The following is a 17,829-nucleotide window of genomic DNA, read 5'->3' as shown; positions in this document are numbered from 1 at the left end:
AAGGGTTCAGAAAGACACGCGCAGCGCTCTGCCACGCCTGTTGTGGTCGACCCAATGGATTCTCGACAGTTCAGAAAACCTGAGCCCTGTTCAGGGCTCAGTCAGGCCGCTTGCGAGGGCACGGCTCAGGCGTGCGGGTTGCCCGTCGCCTTGGTGGGCACGGCGTATTGCGGTTTCAGCTTGCCGTCGCTGTCCAGCAGCCAGGCATCGAGAATCTCCCGCACCACCGGACCTGCAACCCGGCCGCCCGCCTCGCCGTTCTCGATGGTGACCGACACCACGATCTTCGGATGATCGGCCGGGGCAAAACCGACGAACAAAGCGTTGTCGCGATTTCGCTCAAGGGTCTTGAGGCGGTTGTAGCGTTCGCCCTGCTTGATCGCCACCACCTGCGCAGTGCCGCTTTTGCCGGCGATCCGGTACTGCGCGCCCTTGGCGGCATCGCGGGCGATGCCGCGCGGGTCGTGCATGACCATCTGCATGCCGGTGTTGACCTGATTCCAGTCGTTAGGATCACGCAGCACGATGTTCGGCATCGGGTGCTCGTCCACTGGCGCTACGTGGCCCACTTCCATCGCCAGGTGCGGACGGTGCCAGACGCCTTTACTGGCGATCAGCGACGTGGCCTGGGCCAGTTGCAGCGGCGTGACCTGCATGTAACCCTGACCGATGCCGAGGATCACCGTTTCACCCGGGAACCAGGCCTGGCGGCGCGTAGCACGCTTCCACTCACGGGACGGCATCAGGCCGGCGGACTCTTCGAACATGTCCAGCGAGACTTTTTGGCCAATGCCGAACATGGTCATGTAGTCGTGCAGACGGTCGATGCCCAATTTGTGCGCCAAGGTGTAGAAGTAGGTGTCGTTGGAACGCATGATCGCGGTGTCCATGTCCACCCAGCCGTCACCGCTGTGGTTCCAGTTGCGGTACTTGTGATCGAAGTCCGGCAGCTGGAAATAACCGGGGTCGAAGACTTTGGTGGACGCGCTGACCACCCCGCTGTCGAGACCCGCAATTGCGACTTCCGGTTTGACCGTCGAGCCTGGTGCATACAGGCCGCGCAGAACGCGGTTGAACAGCGGCCGGTCGATGGAATCGCGCAACGCGGCATATTGCTTGAAACTGATGCCGGTCACGAACAGGTTGGGGTCGAAGCTCGGCTTACTGACCATCGCCAGCACTTCGCCCGTTTCCGGGTCCAGCGCCACCACCGAACCGCGACGATCACCCAACGCCTCTTCCGCTGCCGCCTGAAGATGCGCATCCAGGGTCAGGGTGATGTTCTTGCCAGGCACCGGGTCGGTGTGTTTCAAAACCCGCAACACGCGCCCCTGGGCGTTGGTCTCGACTTCTTCATAGCCGACGTGGCCGTGCAGCTCGGACTCGTAAAAGCGTTCGACGCCCGTCTTGCCGATGGATTGGGTGCCGCGATACTCGTTGTCGAGGTGGGCCGCTTCCTTTTCGTTGATGCGCCCGACGTAGCCAATCGAGTGGGCAAAATGCGCGCCCAGCGGGTAGTGACGTACGAACTGCGCGGCCACATCCACGCCCGGCAACAGGTATTGATTGACCGCCAATACGGCGATCTGCTCTTCGGTCAGTTCATACAGAAGGGTCGCGGGTTCGAACGGGTGCCGGACCTGTTTCAGCTCCTTGTCGAACAGAATCCGGTCTTCATCAGGCAGCTCCAGCAGGGTCATCAGTTCATCGATCACCTTGTGCCAGTCACCGGCCCGCTCGCGGGTCAGGGTCAGGTTGAAACTGGGGCGGTTGTCAGCCAGCACCTCGCCATTGCGGTCGAAGATCAAACCGCGCTCAGGCGGGATCGGCAGCACATGGACGCGGTTGTTTTCAGAGATGGTCGAGTGATAGTCGAACTCGGTGACCTGCAGGAAGTACATTCTCGCTACCAGGCAGGCTGCCAGCAGCCCGACCAGCACGGCGCAGGCAATCAGCCGCTGGTTGACCAGCCGCGTCTCTTTCTCGTGGTCTTTCAGGGGAATCGGATTGGGCATTTCTACAGCTTCTCGATGAAGGGCAATCGGTGCAACTGAACGTGTAAATGAATATTCGGGCGCGCACCATAGCAAGAAGCGGCTGACGACAGGCAGTTACGCCGACGATCGCCAGATGAAAAATCTGTCAGAAATGCCTCAGGCCGGCGTCGTACGGGCCTCGGCTGACGCTTCGCGGGCCTGCATGATGCGCGGCAGATTGGTCTCGATCCAGGTGGCCAGGGTTTCAACCTGCAGGGCAACTTCTTCCCCCATCGGCGTCAATCGATACTCGACATGCGGCGGAACCACGGGCAGCGATTTGCGGCTGACGAAGCCGTCCTGTTCCAGATGCTGAAGGGTCTGTGCCAGCATTTTCTCGCTGACCCCGCCGATCTTGCGCCGCACTTCGCTGAAGCGATGCACACCGCCCCGCAGCACCACCAGCACCAACACGCCCCACCGGCTGCAAACGTGGTTGAGCACAACCCTTGACGGGCAGTCAGAGGCCAGCACATGCCCCTGGCGCACGAAGGCCAGCATGGACTCGACCGTTTCAGACGATGAACGAGCGGCAGATTCTGGCATGACACTTACCTTTTTGTACGTACTTACGAAAGGTAAGCATCATGACTATGCTGGCACTTCCTTTCAACCTGATTCAAGGACTCATGCCATGATCGTTGTTACCGGTGCCACTGGCCAGCTTGGCCGCCTCGTCATTGAGCAACTGCTCGCTCGCGTCCCTGCCGGGCAGATCATCGCTGCGGTGCGCAGCCCGGAAAAGGCTGCCGATCTGTCGGCGCAAGGCGTTCAGGTGCGGCACGCCGACTATTCGCAACCGTCGACTCTGGACCACGCGTTTGCCGGGGCCGACAAGGTATTGCTGATTTCATCCAGCGAAATAGGCCAGCGCTTTGCGCAGCATCAGGCCGTGATCGATGCCGCCAGGCGCGCCGGCGCCGGTCTGCTCGCTTACACCAGCGTCTTGCATGCTGACACCTCGGCACTGGGCCTGGCCAAAGAGCATCGTGAGACCGAGGACTACTTGCGCGCCAGCGGCGTGCCGTTCGCCCTGCTGCGCAATGGCTGGTACACCGAGAATTACACAGCGGGCGTGCCGGGAGCGCTGGCGCATGGCGCGGTGATGGGCAGCGCCGACGAAGGCCGCATCAGCTCGGCTTCGCGCCTTGATTACGCTGAGGCGGCGGCTGTGCTGCTGACCGCTGAAGAGCATCAGACAGGTCGCGTTTACGAACTGGCGGGCGACGCGTCTTACACCCTTACTGAATTCGCTGCCGAGCTGTCCAGGCAGGCGGGCAAAACCCTGCCTTACATCAACCTGCCGCAACCGGAGTTTGAAGCGGCGTTGATTCAAGCCGGTCTGCCCGATTTCGTGGCACAGCTGCTGGCCGATTCCGACGCAGCCGCCGCCAAAGGCGCGTTGTTCGACGACAGCCGTCAGTTGAGCCGCCTGATCGGTCGCCCTACGACACCGCTGTCGGTAACCGTCGCCGAGGCGCTGCAGGACTGAGCCACTGCAAACCCGATCGAATGATTTCAAACGGTGAAGGTCCCAGTCATGACGACAGGCATTAAGCCGCCGCCTGATACCTAAGACTGGGAGTCTTCACATGAATACCAAATCGCTGATCGCCTGCATGACCTTGCTCGGCTGTTTTTCCGCCGTCACCCTGCCGGTTCACGCAGCAGAGACGCCAGACCCGAAAGTGACCGAGTCCAAGGACAACATGCATGAACTGGAATTGGGTTCCCGCGTACCGGAGAAGTACCGCCGCAGCGATCTCGAGGTCAAGGACTGGAAAAGCAAGGGCCTTGAGGAGCCGGCCAAGGAAAGCGAATGGGTGAAGATCAACGACAAGTACGTGCGGTTCCAGAAGGTCAATGGCAACATCATGGACATCGTACCGGTCAAGAAGTAAAACGCTTCTGTCTCCGGCTTCTCACGTTTCGCCTGAGAATGCCGGAGAGACACTCTGCATGATGCGCGCCGCTCTGCTGCATCCGTTAAGAGTCCCTCGTTACATTGAAAGAAATCGCCCTGGATACCGCGTCATTGATCTGACCGTCTGGCGCACAGCGTAAAACCGTTGCTTTTTTGTCCGCATGGCTTACAAATGAAGTGGCATCTGCCTGTAATATCTCTGCCACCTTCTCTGCGAGCCTGTTCCATGTCCAGAACCGTTGCCATCGCCTTCGCCTGCCTGCTGTCATCCACCGCGCACGCCGCCTGCCCCGCCGCAAGCCCGGTTGACACCGCACGCTGGATCTATGAAAAGCATCAGGATTTTTACGCGAATGGCAAAGGCAGCGCCGACTACCTGTCCAAGCCCTTATTGAGCCTGCTGAAGAAAGACTGGGCCTGTCAGAACGGTGATCAGTGTGCGGTCAGCGCCAACCCGTGGACCGACGCACAGGAAGGGGACGTGCAAAAGCCGATCGACTGGAAGCTGGTGTCCAATTCCGATAAGCAGGCGGTGGTCGAGATGACCTACAACCTGGGTTACAAGGACGCGCCTCAGCAGCCGGTCACCAGCCAGACGACACGTCTGCTGCTGACCAAAAATGCCAACAGTTGCTGGGTGCTGGACAACATGCAAGGGCCTCAAGGCGTTGCGCTGATGCAAACACTTGAGGAATTTCCCTACGAAGGTGACTGATCGCCCTTGAAACAATTCATCTTTCTCGGTATCACAGCTACCTGAACCCCAAGAGCGAGCATCATGAATACCTTTGAGCAATCGATTATTGAGGCTGCGCAAGCTGCCACGCCCAATAACACCGATGCCGAGCGCGAAGCGGCCAGAGTCGCCGCCACGCAAGCAGTCGCTGACATCATGTCCAGCCGAAGCGGGCTGGACCGCACCCTGGCCCTGGCCGAGTTGCTGGATTCCTACACGGAACAGGACGAACACGATGAAGATTAGCGGGGCCGCTGCTGCCTGATAAATTTATTTAAGCCAGGCATTAAAGAAATCTATTCAGGTTGCCGACAAATTGTGTGGGCAGGCTCAATGGAGCCGCCCATTTATCAAGCTAGTGCGCTCGGATGCGACCTACTGGGGAACATCCGTGCAGATCGAGCAGTTGAAAGACATCCAGGCCTACGTACAGCGCACCGCCGACGACCTTGAACGCGTCTCGGCCAACATGGCCGGGCACCTGTTGTACCTTGAACGTACGTCTCGCCCGCACGAAGCCCGAGAAGTCAGCGAGCGGATCGTCGGTTTGCGCGCATCAGTAGACGGCCTTCGCGGCGTGTTCAGCTGACGGCCTACCGGTCTCCGGCGTGCGACAGCGGCCTCGCCACTTCCTCCAGCGATTTGCGTTCGGCAGCTACTCCCCAGACAGACTGCACTAACGCCGCCAGCAGCATCAACCCCGCCCCGATCAGATAGCCAATCAGCACATTGCTGCGCTCGCCGGTGTCGATCAGCTCACCAAACAGCGTCGGCCCGATCATCCCGCCCAAGCCCGTACCGAACGCATAAAACACCGCAATCGCCAAAGCACGGATTTCCAGCGGGAAGGTTTCGGCCACAGTCAGGTAAGCCGAACTGGCCGCCGCCGAAGCAAAGAAGAAAATTACCATCCAAGCGATGGCCTGCTGGGTCACGTCCAGCAGCCCCTGCTGAAACAGGTAACCGCTGATGGCCAATAACACCCCGGACACGCCGTACGTCAGGCTGATCATGATCCGCCGTCCGATCACGTCGAACAGCCTGCCGAGCAGCAGCGGCCCGCAAAAGTTACCCAGCGCCAGCGGCAGCACATACCAGCCTACCCGCTCGGCAGGCACGCCATAAAAGTCGGTCAGCACCAAGGCGTAGGTGAAGAAGATCGCGTTGTAGAAAAACGCTTGAGCCGTCAGCAGTGTGAGGCCGACCAGCGAGCGCTGCCGGAAGGTCACCAGCAGCGTTCGGGCGACTTCACCGAGCGGGGTATGGTCGCGCACATGCAGACGCAACGGCTTGCCTTCGGCAGCGGGCAACGTATGGCCCTGACGCTGCAAATCCGCCTCGATCTGTTCGACGATCCTTGTCGCTTCTGCTGTCTGGCCGTGAATCAACAGCCAGCGCGGGCTTTCCGGAAGCCACAAACGCATCAACAGCACCAGCAGCCCCAACACCGCGCCAATTCCGAAGCACAGACGCCAGCCCAGTTCCGCGCCCAGCCACTGCGGATCGAGCAACACAATCGAGCCGATTGCCCCCAACGCCGCACCCAGCCAGAACGTGCCGTTGATGGTCAGGTCGACCCAGCCACGGTAACGGGCCGGTGTGAATTCCTGGATGGTGGAGTTGATTGCCGTGTATTCGCCGCCGATGCCCATGCCAGTCAGAAACCGGAACAGCATGAAACTCCAGAAACTGAAGGAAAACGCCGTCGCAGCGGTAGCGCCGACGTACAGCAGGAGGGTGATGAAGAACAGCTTGCGACGCCCGAGACGGTCGGCCAGCCAGCCAAAGAACAGCGCGCCCAGCACGGCACCGGCGATATAAGCGGCACCCGCAAGGCCGATGTCACTGTTGCTGAGATTGAGTGCCGGGCTGGCCTTCAAGGCCCCTGCGACCGAACCGGCGAGGGTCACTTCCAGACCGTCGAGCAGCCAGGTAATGCCCAACGCCACGACCAGCAAGGTATGAAAACGCCCCCACGGCAAACGGTCCAGACGGGCAGGCAAATCAGTTTCGAACACTGCTCCATTGTCACGGTTCGTGTTCATCTCCGGGCTCCCCAGGACTGACGTTGATGTCAGGGTTGAGAGTCGCTGAATTCGGCCGAGTTCAGCTGATCCAGAACCACATCAGCGCCAGATTGGCCGCCGAGATCAGGCCAAACAACCCCCATGCCACTGTTTTGACCAGCCGACTGTTCACGAACGGCCCCATCAGTTGCGGATCACTGGTGAAGCGAATGAGCGGCCATAGCGCAAACGGCAGTTGCAGGCTCAATACCACCTGGCTGAGCACCAGCATCTTGCCCACCGAACCGTCTCCCAGCCAGATCACCCCGATCAAGGCCGGGATCAACGCGAGCGCACGGGTGATGAGGCGGCGCTGCCAGCAGGGGATTTTTGCCTGCAGAAAGCCTTCCAGCACCACTTGCCCGGCGATGGTGCCGGTAAACGTCGAACTCTGCCCTGCCGCCAGCAACGCAACGCCGAACAGCACGCTGGCGATGGCGCCACCCACCAGCGGGTCCAGCAGGTGATAGGCGTCCTGAATCTCGACCACCTCAGTGTGGCCGGTCTTGTGAAACGCCGCGGCAGCGAGGATCAGAATCGCGGCGTTGATCAGCAGCGCCAGGCTCAACGAACCGATGGTGTCCAGTCGCGCATAACGAATGGCACTGGCCTTGCTGGCGACGTCCGTACCGTTGACCCGGGTCTGCACCACCGAAGAGTGCAGATAAAGGTTATGCGGCATGACCGTGGCACCGAGAATGCCGATGGCGATGTACAGCGGTTCCTGACTGCTCAGTACATCCCAACTGGGTTTCAGCCCGGCAAAGACATCCGGCCAGAACGGCTTGATCAGAATCAGTTCGACGGCGAAGCAACTGGCGATGGTCGCAATCAGCCCCAGCACAATGGCTTCGAGGCGTCGAAAGTTGGCACCTTGCAAGGCCAGCACGATCAGCGTATCGAAAGCGGTCAGCGCCACGCCGGTGGTGATGGAAACGCCCAGCAGCAGGTGAAACGCCAAGGCAGCGCCCAGCACTTCTGCCAGATCGGTGGCGATGATCGACAGCTCTGCCAGCAGCCACTGGCCTTTGGCAACGTTACGGCTGTAGCGAGCGGCAGACAACTGCGCCAGATCACGACCGGTAGCGATGCCCAGACGCGAGCAGAGATTTTGCAGCACCATGCCCGACAAGCTGGCCAACACCACCACAAACAGCAATGCATAACCGAAACGCGAGCCTGCCTCAATGGCCGTCGCCCAATTGCCGGGGTCCATGTAGCCGATGGATATCAGCAACCCGGGGCCGACGAATAACATCATTTTGCGCAGCAGCGACGCATTGGGCGGGATGACAACGCTATCACTGGTCGCCGATGGGCAAAACGGAGCGGTAGCTGTGTTGGGCAGTTTGTACGTCACGGGAACCCGTCGGCAAAAGAATGAAGAACCTCATCCTAAGGTTTTGCGACACATGTTGATACATGTAAGCTGAAATCAACCCGGTCTTTTCTGTGACAGGAAGGATGTATTCTTTCCGGGTTCTTGCGGAAATTCCGTCTCAGAACGAGTCAGCGGCCCAATCATTCCGATAGGTTGTCCAACTTGATAAGCCGATCATTGCACGTCAAATGACCGGCTTAACGTCCGTATCTGCCTGGCTGCAATTTTTACAACCGTCACAACGAAAGTCACGCTGCCCAAGTATCAAGAACGCTTAAAGATACCTTTAGCCCCTTCAGAAAAGCGGCAGCCACCCGCACTGTCAGGGTTGATTGCTCCATGACTTACTTCGAGCACCATTCTTGGAGACACCTTGAATTATGACAAGGGTATCCAGATAAGACCCTGCCTGTGCGGATTGGGGCGGCACGCGCGTGATGGTATAAGGTGTATTGACCGGGTGGTTATCAATATTTCCTGCATAAGCAATATGGCCACCACTGTACCGGGATGACCGGTGGATAGAGAAACTACTAATTTGCTCAGTGTGACCCGGGACATCCATGTTACTCACGACATTCCCATCTAACTTTACGGTGACTTTGGTGTCCTGAAAGCTGGCGGCCGAGGCCATGAGCGGAAAACACAGACACAATGAAGCACAGACCAAACCCGTCTTTTTCTTAAAGTTCAACATATCAACATCCTTGTCATTAAGTTCAACTATCAACGCTGTCTCAGGTAATGCCATCTCGAACGACGCACGCTATCGCCGCCGTGCGGATTCAACTTCCAATGCTGCGCATACCCTTGAGTTCAGCGTAGCGGAGGATCCTGGCGTTGACGCCCATGATTCGGTGATCCGACAGATGACATGCCAGACACCAGGGCTGAGATTGCGGACTGTATTGCGTGCCTGCCGTCTGATCTGCCTAGGTGACAGACAACCCAATAATTTGCCACCACTCAAGCTGAAGTGAAATAAATACTCAACAATGCTGCAAACTAAACAATTATTCATCCACAAACAGCTGATAAACGCACTCGACGCTAATCATTGCCAAGTGTAAGGCGTACCATCCAGTCTCCAACAAGAACTCAGGATGGCCACTGATGAATCCTTCCCAACAGACGGGCACTGCTGCGAATGAACCGTTGCGTGCAGCTTATATATCGGCGCGCATCGACAGATTGCCTGCGGTTGCGGGCATCTGGCGACTGGTCGCGCTACTGTCCATCGCCGGATTTTTCGAGCTTTATGATCTGTTTCAGACTGCGTATATCAGCCCGGGTCTGATCCGCGAGGGCATCTTCGCCACCGGCAGTCAGGGCCTGTTCGGCTTCTCTGATCAAGCAGCCTTTGCCTCGGCCACTTTTCTCGGTCTGTTCTTCGGTGCCAGCCTGCTTAGCCCGATCGCCGATCGTTTCGGTCGCCGTGCGATTTTTACTTTTGCGCTGATCTGGTACACCGTTGCCACCGTGATCATGGGCCTGCAAACTTCTGCGCTGGGCGTGATAGGCATGCGCTTCGTGGTGGGCATTGGTCTTGGGGTCGAACTGGTGACCATCGACACGTATCTGTCAGAACTGGTACCCAAACGCATCCGCAGTTCAGCCTTCGCTTTCGCATTTTTCATCCAGTTTTTGTCGGTGCCCTGTGTCGCACTGATGTCGTGGTGGCTGGTGCCGCAAGACCCGTTCGGCTTTTCCGGCTGGCGCTGGGTGGTCATCAGCAGCGCCGTGTTCGCGCTGTTTGTCTGGTGGCTGCGCTCCGCGCTCCCCGAGTCGCCACGCTGGCTGGCGCAACAGGGTCGCTTCGATGAAGCCGAACGGATCATGGACACCCTTGAAGCACGCTGCGCGAAACAGCATGGCAAACCGCTAGACCAACCAGAGCCGGAAATCGTTGCAGTCGAGGGCAAGGGACGCTTTGCCGATATGTGGCAACCACCTTACCGCCGTCGCGCACTGATGCTGGTGGTGTTTCACATTTTCCAGGCAATAGGCTTTTTTGGTTTCGGCAACTGGCTGCCCGCCCTGCTGACCGGTCAAGGCGTCAGTGTCACCCACAGCCTGGGATATGCATTTGTCATTACGCTGGCGTATCCACTGGGCCCGTTGCTGTTCGTGAAGTTTGCCAATAGGTTTGAAAACAAATGGCAGATCGTGGGCTCGGCGCTGGGCGCAATGATTTTCGGTAGCCTGTTCGCGTTTCAGACCAGTGCAGTCGGATTAATCTTCTGCGGGATCATGATCACGTTCTGCAACGCATGGCTGAGCTTCAGTTACCACTCGTATCAGGGTGAGCTGTTTCCGACGAACATCCGCGCCCGGGCGGTCGGCTTTTGCTACTCGTTCAGTCGCCTGTCCACCGTGTTCAGCAGCCTGCTGGTCGGCATCTTTCTCGACCATTTCGGCACGCCGGGGGTGCTGGCATTTATCGTCAGCAGCATGTTGATCGTGATCATCACGATCGGTCGTTTCGGACCGCGCACACGCAACCTGGCGCTGGAGCAGATAACCCACCGCTGACATAAAGCGGTGACAATAAACCGTGGAGTGGCTCAGGCCTGAGCCCACTCCACGTCAGTGACACCGAAGTGTTCAGCGTAGGGTTTGGAGACGCGCTGAACCTTCTCCAGTCGGTATTTAGGAATACGTGCGAGGCCTGCATCCACACTCGCGTGGTGCCACGCCTCTGCGTTATCCATGTTCTCGGTGCGTATGTAAAAGCTCTTGAACGAACCGTTTAACAGATAATCAATGCGGTAATGCTTTGGAAGTGCCATTGAAAGCCTGATCCTTTTTCAGCAGTGGCTTGAGTATAGGTGACACGAACTGTTGCCGAAAAATTCCCTCTTTTTTCTCTTTGCACGACCAGCGTCCATCGCTCGCCAGCCAATCATCCGCCCTCCTGGGCGAATGATGACCCGCTGGAAGAACAGGCGCCGGGGCACGTTTTACGCCGCCAGTGACCCGAATACGGAGGATGTGCAGCGCTCATTCATCCACGTTCACTGCACTCAAGGCTGCCAGAGCGCCTGCCCGCCGCCCAGCTTGCGGTCCAGAAAACTGGCCGCGCTGATCAGCGCCAGATGGCTCAAGGCCTGTGGTGTATTGCCCAGATGACGGGCATGGCTGTCGAACTCTTCGGCATACAGCCCCAGCGGGTTGGCGTAACGCAACAGTTGCTCGAACTCCAGATGCGCCTGCTCGACCCGCCCGGCCCGGGCCAGGCATTCGACGTACCAGAACGAACAGGCCACGAAGGCGCCCTCTTCACCCTCCAGGCCGTCATCATGATCGTCGTCGTTGCGATAGCGGAAGACCATCCCGTCGCGCACCAGCGCCGCTTCGATGGCGTCCAGCGTCGCCAGCCACTTGGGATCGTTGGCGCCGACAAAGCGCACCAGCGGCATCAACAGCATGGACGCATCCAGATTTCGACTGCCCTTGTGCTGCACGAAGTGCCCCAGCTCTTCGTTCCAGAAGTTTTCCCAGATGTCGTTCTGGATCTCTTCGCGCACCTTGTTCCAGCGCTCGAACGGCCCGGACAGCGAACGCTTGAAGGCCAGGCGCAGCGCCCGGTCGAGCGCCACCCAGCACATTAGCCGCGAGTGCAGAAAATGCTGATCGCCACCGCGCATTTCCCAGATGCCCACGTCGCGGTCGTTCCAGTGCTCGCACACGTAATCGACCTGGCGCACCACGTGTTTCCAGCCGTCGTGGGAGATCGCGTCCCCGTACTTGTTGGCCAGGTAAACGGCGTCCATCAGTTCGCCGTATATATCCAGCTGTACCTGCGTGTACGCTTCGTTGCCGATCCGCACCGGCTGGGCGCCGCCGTAACCGGACAAATGATCAAGGTGCTCTTCGGGCAGTTCTGCATGGCCGTCGAGGGCATACAGAATGCCGAGTTTTTCGGTCTGTTCGCAGCACTCATCCAGCCGCTCACGCACCCAGCCCATGAACGCATTGGCTTCATCGGTGTAACCCAGGCGCATGAACGCATAAACGGTGAACGATGCGTCGCGGATCCAGGTGTACCGGTAATCCCAGTTACGCTCGCCGCCCTCGGTTTCAGGCAGACCGAACGTGGCCGCTGCGACGATGCCGCCGTGCTTGCGGGAGGTCAGCAACTTGAGCGCCAGCGCCGAACGGGTGACCATTTCACGCCAGCGGCCTTTGTATTGCGACTGCCCGGCCCAGCGCCGCCAGAACGTCAGGGTATCGTCGAAGTAACGCGAACACTTGCCTGCCGCCACATTCGGGTCGTCGACACCGCCCAGAATGAACTCGATGGTCTGGCCTTTCTGCATGTGAAACTCAGCCACAGCGTCGTTCTTATCCAGCTGCAACGGCGTCGCCGCCGACAAGCGCATGCCCGGTTGCCCTTCGGCTTCGAAACAGACGTCTTGGCCGTCAAGACGCGCGGCAGTGTCGGCACGGCTGTAATCCATCCGCACCCGGCAGCGCATGCGAATCGTCGCCTCGCCAAAACGCACCTGGACACGTCGTACGATGCGGGGCAGGTCGTCCTGATCTTCGCCAATCGGCATCAGATCGGTCACTTCCACGACTGCCTGCTCGGAAATCCAGCGGGTTTGCAGCACATTGGTGTCAGGCAGATAAATCTGCAAACGGCGCGCGTCAGGCAAATCCGGCGCCAGCTGGAAAATCCCGGCGTTCGGGGTGTCCAGCAGCGCGGTGAAGATCGACGGGCTGTCGAAATCCGGCCAGCAGCAGAAGTCGATACTGCCCGTGTCGGCGATCAGCGCGGCACTGCGCATGTCGCCGATGATGCCGTGATTCTCGATTCGGTTCTGCGCCTCTTGCGGAAAGTCAGCCATTGCCACGGAACTCCGGATAGAGGGTCATGCCACCGTCGATGAACAGCGTGGTGCCGTGAACATAATCCGACGCGTCGGACGCCAGCCACAGGACTGCGTTGGCGACATCTTCCGGCTCACCGATGCGACCGTAGGGAATCAGCTTGAGCATCTCCTTTTCGGCATCGCCTTTGCGGGCGTCGGCGTTGATCGGCGTGCGAATGGCGCCCGGCGCAACACTGTTGACCCGAATCTTCAGTTCGCCGACTTCCTGGGCGATGCTGCGCATCAGCAGATCGACACCCCCCTTGGACGCCGCGTAATTGACGTGGCCGGCCCAGGGAATCAACTGATGGACCGAACTCATGTGAATGATCTTGCCCATCGCCCGCGATACGTCAGGGCGCATGCCTTGCTTGATGAATTGCCGCAACGCCGCGCGAGCACAAAGAAACTGGCCGGTCAGGTTGACGTTGATGACGGTGTTCCAGTCGTCCAGGCTCATGTCGACGATGGAAGCGTCTTTTTGCAGCCCGGAATTGGCAACCAGAATATCCAGCGCACCGAAGTGCTCGATGGTCTGGGCAAACATCCGCTCGACATCTTCCTCTTTCGACACGTCGGCCCCGACAGCCAGGGCGCGGCCGCCCGCAGCACGAATGTCTTCGGCCAGCTTTTCGGCAGGCTCAGCCTTGGAGTTGTAGTTGATGACCACGGCGGCACCGGCATCGGCCAGCGCCCTTGCGGCACCGGCCCCCAGACCGGAACTGGCTCCGGTGACGATTGCGACTTGTTGCTTGAGTGAGATGTGCATCGAATTCAGCCTCGGAGTAAGCGTATTAGTGCTGACTGGCGAGGCTGAAAAGAAGTTCAGTGCAGCTTATTCATGGTTCAGGTTACGGCGCCGGATTGGGTTGCGAGGTATGAATGGCCTCGATGCCGGCGATCACCTCGTCGGACAGCGTGAAGTCGATGCTTTGCAGGTTGATCTCTAGTTGATCCAGCCTGGTGGCGCCGATGATGTTGCTGGTCACGAACGGGCGACTGGTGACGTACGCCAGTGCCATTTGCGAAGGGTCCAGGCCATGCTCGCGGGCCAGCGCGACATATTTTTCGGTCGCGCTGACGGCCTGCGGGTTGTTGTAACGCTGAAAACGCTCAAACAGGGTCAGGCGTCCATCGGCCGGGCGAGCGCCGTTGAGGTACTTGCCGGCCAGCACACCAAACGCCAGAGGCGAGTACGCCAGCAAGCCGATCTGTTCGCGAATGGCGATTTCTGCCAGACCGACTTCAAAGGTGCGGTTGAGCAGGTTGTAGGGGTTCTGGATCGACACCGCACGCGGCAGATCAAGGCTTTCGGCAAGCTGCAGAAAGCGCTGGGTGCCCCACGGCGTTTCGTTGGACAGCCCGATATGGCGAACCTTGCCTGCCTTGACCAGATCACCCAGCACCGACAGGGTTTCTTCGATGTCGACGGCCTGATCATCCGGGTCATGGGTATAGCCCAGCACACCGAAGAAGTTGGTCTTGCGGTCCGGCCAGTGCAACTGGTACAGGTCCAGGTAATCGGTGTTCAGGCGCTTGAGGCTGGCCTCCAGCGCTGCGGTGATGTTCTTGCGGTCCAGGCGTGGATTGCCATCGCGAATATGGTCCATGCGGCCAGGGCCGGCCACTTTGCTGGCCAGCACCCAGTCACTGCGGTCGCCGTACTTCTTGAAGTACTCGCCGATGATGCTTTCGGTCTTGGTGTAGGTCTCGCCGCGCGGCGGCACCGGGTACATTTCGGCGGTGTCGAGGAAGTTGACCCTGGCGTCTTTGGCCATACGAATCTGTTCGAATGCTTCATCCTGGGTGTTCTGCTCGCCCCAGGTCATGGTGCCCAGGCAGATCGCGCTGACCGACAGGTCGGTTTTGCCCAATTTACGAAATTGCATCGATGTCTCCGTTTGATTCAAAAAATACGACGTGAAACAGGGTCCCCATAAAACGCCGACTGGTCACTCACTGCAACATTTTTTATTTAGCGATAACCCTGCGCCTGAAGATCGAACAGCGCGGCATACCGCCCGGCGGCGGCAATCAGGCTGTCATGATCACCGCGTTCCAGCACCCGCCCGTGCTCCAGCACCACAATGTGCTCGGCATTGCGCACGCTGGAAAAACGATGGGAAATCAGCAGCGTCATACGGCCCTTGGCGTATTCGCGGAAATGGTCGAACACGGCCGCTTCCGCGCCCGCATCCAGCGCAGCAGTCGGCTCGTCGAGAATCAGGATGTCGGCGTCGCGACGCATGTAGGCACGTGACAAGGCAATCTTTTGCCATTGCCCGCCAGACAGCTCTTGTCCGCCTGCGAACCAGCGGCCCAATTGCGTGGCGTAGCCCTTGTCGAGCTGCTCGATGAACTGCGCAGCCATGCCCTGCGCTGCCGCTTCGCGCCAACGGTTTTCATCGTGGAACGCGTGGGTGTCGCCGACGCCGAGGTTTTCGCCGACCAGAAACTGATAGCGGATGAAGTCCTGAAAGATCACGCCGACCCGCGAGCGCAGCGCATTTTCGTCCCATTCCTGCAAGTCGCTGCCATCCAGCAGGATCCGGCCTTGATCGGGTCGATACAGGCGTGTCAGCAGCTTGATCAGGGTGGTCTTGCCGGAACCGTTTTCGCCCACCAGCGCCACGCTGCGGCCGGGGGCCAGGTGCAAGTCGATGTGTTCCAGCGCCGGGCGGCTGGTGCCTGGGTAGGTGAAGCTCACATTTTCGAAACGCATGCCGTCACCGGGCAACGCGCCCTGCGTCAGGCTGCCGGTCGGTGGCGAGACCGGCTGGCTGAGGTATACGTACAGATCGGCCAGGTACAGACCGTCCTCATACAAACCGCTGATCGCGCTGAGGCTGCTGCTGACCGCCGCCTGCCCCTGCTTGAACAGCACCAGGTACATGGTCATCTGACCAAGGGTGATCCGCCCGTGTACCGCATCGATCACCACCCAGGCATACGCCAGATAGAACGAAGCCGTGCCCAGCAGGCCCAGCAGAAAGCCCCAGCCATCACGGCGCAGGGTCAGGCGGCGGTCTTCGGCATACAGCCGCTCGAAAGTCTCGCGATAGCGCTGAAGCAGCAGCGGCGCGAAGCCGAACAGCTTGACCTCCTTGATATAGCCTTCGTGGGAAAGCAGCGTTTCAATGTAGTTCTGCCGACGGGTTTCCGGGGCACGGCGGGTAAACAGGCGAAACGCATCACCGGAAAAGTGCGCCTCAGCGAAGAACACCGGCAACGCCCCCACCACCAGAATCAGCAACGCCCACGGCGAGAAATGCACCAACAGCACGGCAAAGCTGATCAGCGAAATGAAATTTTGCAGCAAGCCCAGCGATTTGGTCACGAGCGCCAGCGGACGGGTCGAAGCCTCACGCCGGACTCGCACCAGCTTGTCGTAGAACTCCGAGTCTTCGAACTGCGACAGCGACAATGTCTGGGCCTTCTCCAGAATCAACGTGTTGACCTTCTGCCCCAGCAACACTCGCAGCAACGCCTGTTGCACCGATAACGCCCGTTGCGCGCCGGCCAGCAGCGCCAGTACGCCGGCCTCGAACAGTACGTAGCGCAACACTGGCCACAGAGGCGCTTCGCCAGCGCTGGCATGCAACTGCATCGCGGCGACGACAGCGTCGACGATGCGCTGCCCCAACCAGGCGGCCAGTGCGGGCAACAGGCCAGCAACGAGCGTCGCCAGAATCAGTCCGACGGACAAGCCGCGGGAAGTGGTCCAGACCAGGTGCATGGCCCGCAAGGCTTGTTGCATGAAAAGGGTGAAGCGTTTGAAGACGGGCATACGCAAAAACTCTGGAGACAGGTCGAACCCCCGTGCCGGGCGGCCATCATACGACCACAGGTTCGTTAAAAAACAGGACGGTCATCATGAACGATGCTTACAACCTGCAACGCTTTGTCAACGCTCAGCAGTTGGTGTTCCAACAGGTGTTGACCGAGCTTGAGGCGGGACACAAGCGCAGTCACTGGATGTGGTTCGTGTTTCCGCAGATTCAGGGGCTGGGCCATAGTGATATGGCGCAACGTTACGCCATCAGCGATCTGGATGAAGCCCGCGCCTACCTGCAACACCCGCTGCTCGGAACGCGTCTGGAGCAGTGCGCGAGTATTATTGTGCCTCAGGTGGGACGTACGGCGCGGCAGATGTTCGGTTCGCCGGATGATATGAAGTTGCACTCGAGTATGACGCTGTTCGCCATCGCTGCGCCTGACCGGCCGGTATTTCAGGAGGTGCTGGATACGTTTTTCGAGGGTGAGCGGGATGCGATGACGGTGAGGCGCCTTTCGTGACGCTGTGCGTTACACAGCGGTTTTGCGGTGTCAGTGGTATTTGCGTCTGACGCTGATTATCGTGCCGACGCTCCGCGTCGGCATGCAGTTCGTGACGCTCCGCGTCACACAGCGGTTTTGCGGTGTCAGTGGTATTTGCGTCTGACTCTGACTATCGTGCCGACGCTCCGCGTCGGTATGCAGTTCGTGACGCTCCGCGTCACACAGCGGTTTTGCGATGTCAGTGGTATTTGCGTCTGACTCAGGTCACGTTTGCGCCCTTACGGCGCCTTACTTTGAGGGATCAAAGTAAGCAAAATCCTGGCTCCGTTTCCGGCCCGACTTCGTCGGGTTCCTTCGCCCTGACACTGATCCGGCGGTCGCCGCAACGGGCCATCCATGGCCCGGTGCGGCTTGCTCGGCGTCCTGCCGAGCATCCCCCGGATCAGCGTCAGCGCTCAGCCGTCACTTACGTCGCACTCTGCGTCGCCAGTGCCATCGTGGTTGAAAAGCACATCTAAAGCATTTTCGCGAGGC

17 protein-coding genes are annotated in these 17,829 nt (G+C 59.3%); 7 read left to right on the top strand and 10 right to left on the bottom strand.

From position 1 onward, the window contains the following. Positions 1 to 125: 125 nt before the first annotated feature. Positions 126 to 2,015, bottom strand: coding sequence for a penicillin-binding protein 2 (mrdA, locus tag BW686_RS24785; RefSeq protein ID WP_084920544.1), 1,890 nt, complete (start codon positions 2,013 to 2,015; stop codon positions 126 to 128). A 138-nt stretch (positions 2,016 to 2,153) separates the two neighbouring features. Then, positions 2,154 to 2,582, bottom strand: a complete 429-nt coding sequence (locus tag BW686_RS24780; RefSeq protein WP_084920541.1) for a winged helix-turn-helix transcriptional regulator — start codon at positions 2,580 to 2,582, stop codon at positions 2,154 to 2,156. A gap of 88 nt (positions 2,583 to 2,670) precedes the next feature. Between BW686_RS24780 and BW686_RS24775 the strand changes: the two genes are divergently transcribed. From BW686_RS24775 to BW686_RS24755, 5 genes are all read left to right on the top strand, one after another. Further along, entirely contained in the window at positions 2,671 to 3,528 is an 858-nt protein-coding gene (locus BW686_RS24775) for an SDR family oxidoreductase (RefSeq protein ID WP_084920539.1), read from the top strand. Positions 3,529 to 3,628: 100 nt separating this feature from the next. Beyond that, entirely contained in the window at positions 3,629 to 3,937 is a 309-nt protein-coding gene (locus tag BW686_RS24770) for an RcnB family protein (protein WP_084920536.1), read from the top strand. Positions 3,938 to 4,186: 249 nt separating this feature from the next. Next, positions 4,187 to 4,675: a DUF3828 domain-containing protein gene (locus BW686_RS24765; RefSeq protein ID WP_179149378.1), complete on the top strand. Its 489-nt coding sequence runs from the start codon at positions 4,187 to 4,189 to the stop codon at positions 4,673 to 4,675. Between the two features lie 63 nt (positions 4,676 to 4,738). Beyond that, positions 4,739 to 4,942 carry a hypothetical protein gene (locus BW686_RS24760; RefSeq protein ID WP_084920530.1) on the top strand — a complete coding sequence of 68 codons (204 nt, stop codon included), beginning with the start codon at positions 4,739 to 4,741 and terminating at the stop codon, positions 4,940 to 4,942. 145 nt (positions 4,943 to 5,087) lie between these two features. After that, positions 5,088 to 5,285 (top strand): hypothetical protein, encoded by a 198-nt coding sequence (locus BW686_RS24755; RefSeq protein WP_084920527.1) that lies wholly within the window; start codon positions 5,088 to 5,090, stop codon positions 5,283 to 5,285. Between the two features lie 4 nt (positions 5,286 to 5,289). Here the strand turns inward: BW686_RS24755 and BW686_RS24750 are convergent, their stop codons facing one another. The 3 genes from BW686_RS24750 to BW686_RS26700 form a co-directional block, all read right to left on the bottom strand. Then, complete coding sequence (locus BW686_RS24750; protein WP_084920524.1) at positions 5,290 to 6,741, bottom strand: MFS transporter; 1,452 nt, start codon at positions 6,739 to 6,741, stop codon at positions 5,290 to 5,292. A gap of 61 nt (positions 6,742 to 6,802) precedes the next feature. Further along, positions 6,803 to 8,110: an Nramp family divalent metal transporter gene (locus tag BW686_RS24745; RefSeq protein ID WP_179149379.1), complete on the bottom strand. Its 1,308-nt coding sequence runs from the start codon at positions 8,108 to 8,110 to the stop codon at positions 6,803 to 6,805. Positions 8,111 to 8,465: 355 nt separating this feature from the next. Then, complete coding sequence (locus BW686_RS26700; protein WP_143514219.1) at positions 8,466 to 8,840, bottom strand: hypothetical protein; 375 nt, start codon at positions 8,838 to 8,840, stop codon at positions 8,466 to 8,468. Positions 8,841 to 9,256: 416 nt separating this feature from the next. Between BW686_RS26700 and BW686_RS24740 the strand changes: the two genes are divergently transcribed. Then, positions 9,257 to 10,675 (top strand): MFS transporter, encoded by a 1,419-nt coding sequence (locus BW686_RS24740; protein ID WP_084920518.1) that lies wholly within the window; start codon positions 9,257 to 9,259, stop codon positions 10,673 to 10,675. 32 nt (positions 10,676 to 10,707) lie between these two features. On the opposite strand, the gene BW686_RS24735 is transcribed toward BW686_RS24740, so the two are convergent. The 5 genes from BW686_RS24735 to BW686_RS24715 all read right to left on the bottom strand — a co-directional run bounded on the left by BW686_RS24735 (position 10,708) and on the right by BW686_RS24715 (position 16,804). Then, the gene (locus BW686_RS24735) at positions 10,708 to 10,932 is read right to left on the bottom strand and encodes a DUF6555 family protein (protein WP_005893272.1); all 225 of its coding nucleotides are present in this window, start codon (positions 10,930 to 10,932) and stop codon (positions 10,708 to 10,710) included. A gap of 234 nt (positions 10,933 to 11,166) precedes the next feature. Then, positions 11,167 to 12,993 (bottom strand): glycoside hydrolase family 15 protein, encoded by a 1,827-nt coding sequence (locus BW686_RS24730; protein WP_084920515.1) that lies wholly within the window; start codon positions 12,991 to 12,993, stop codon positions 11,167 to 11,169. Next, entirely contained in the window at positions 12,986 to 13,786 is an 801-nt protein-coding gene (locus BW686_RS24725) for an SDR family oxidoreductase (protein ID WP_084920512.1), read from the bottom strand. The genes BW686_RS24730 and BW686_RS24725 overlap by 8 nt, the downstream gene beginning before the upstream one ends. 82 nt (positions 13,787 to 13,868) lie before the next feature. Next, entirely contained in the window at positions 13,869 to 14,906 is a 1,038-nt protein-coding gene (locus BW686_RS24720) for an NADP(H)-dependent aldo-keto reductase (protein WP_084920509.1), read from the bottom strand. 86 nt (positions 14,907 to 14,992) lie between these two features. After that, positions 14,993 to 16,804, bottom strand: a complete 1,812-nt coding sequence (locus BW686_RS24715) for an ABC transporter ATP-binding protein (protein WP_084920506.1) — start codon at positions 16,802 to 16,804, stop codon at positions 14,993 to 14,995. Positions 16,805 to 16,890: 86 nt separating this feature from the next. Here BW686_RS24715 and BW686_RS24710 point away from each other — a divergent pair, with 86 nt between their 5' ends. After that, positions 16,891 to 17,313 (top strand): DUF1810 domain-containing protein, encoded by a 423-nt coding sequence (locus BW686_RS24710; protein WP_084920503.1) that lies wholly within the window; start codon positions 16,891 to 16,893, stop codon positions 17,311 to 17,313. Positions 17,314 to 17,829 lie beyond the last annotated feature (516 nt).

Source organism: Pseudomonas syringae, from assembly GCF_002157375.1.
Classification (GTDB): Bacteria; Pseudomonadota; Gammaproteobacteria; order Pseudomonadales; family Pseudomonadaceae; genus Aquipseudomonas; species Aquipseudomonas syringae_T.
Note: the sequence above shows the minus strand (reverse complement) of the source record. Positions and strands in the feature narration are given on the sequence as shown.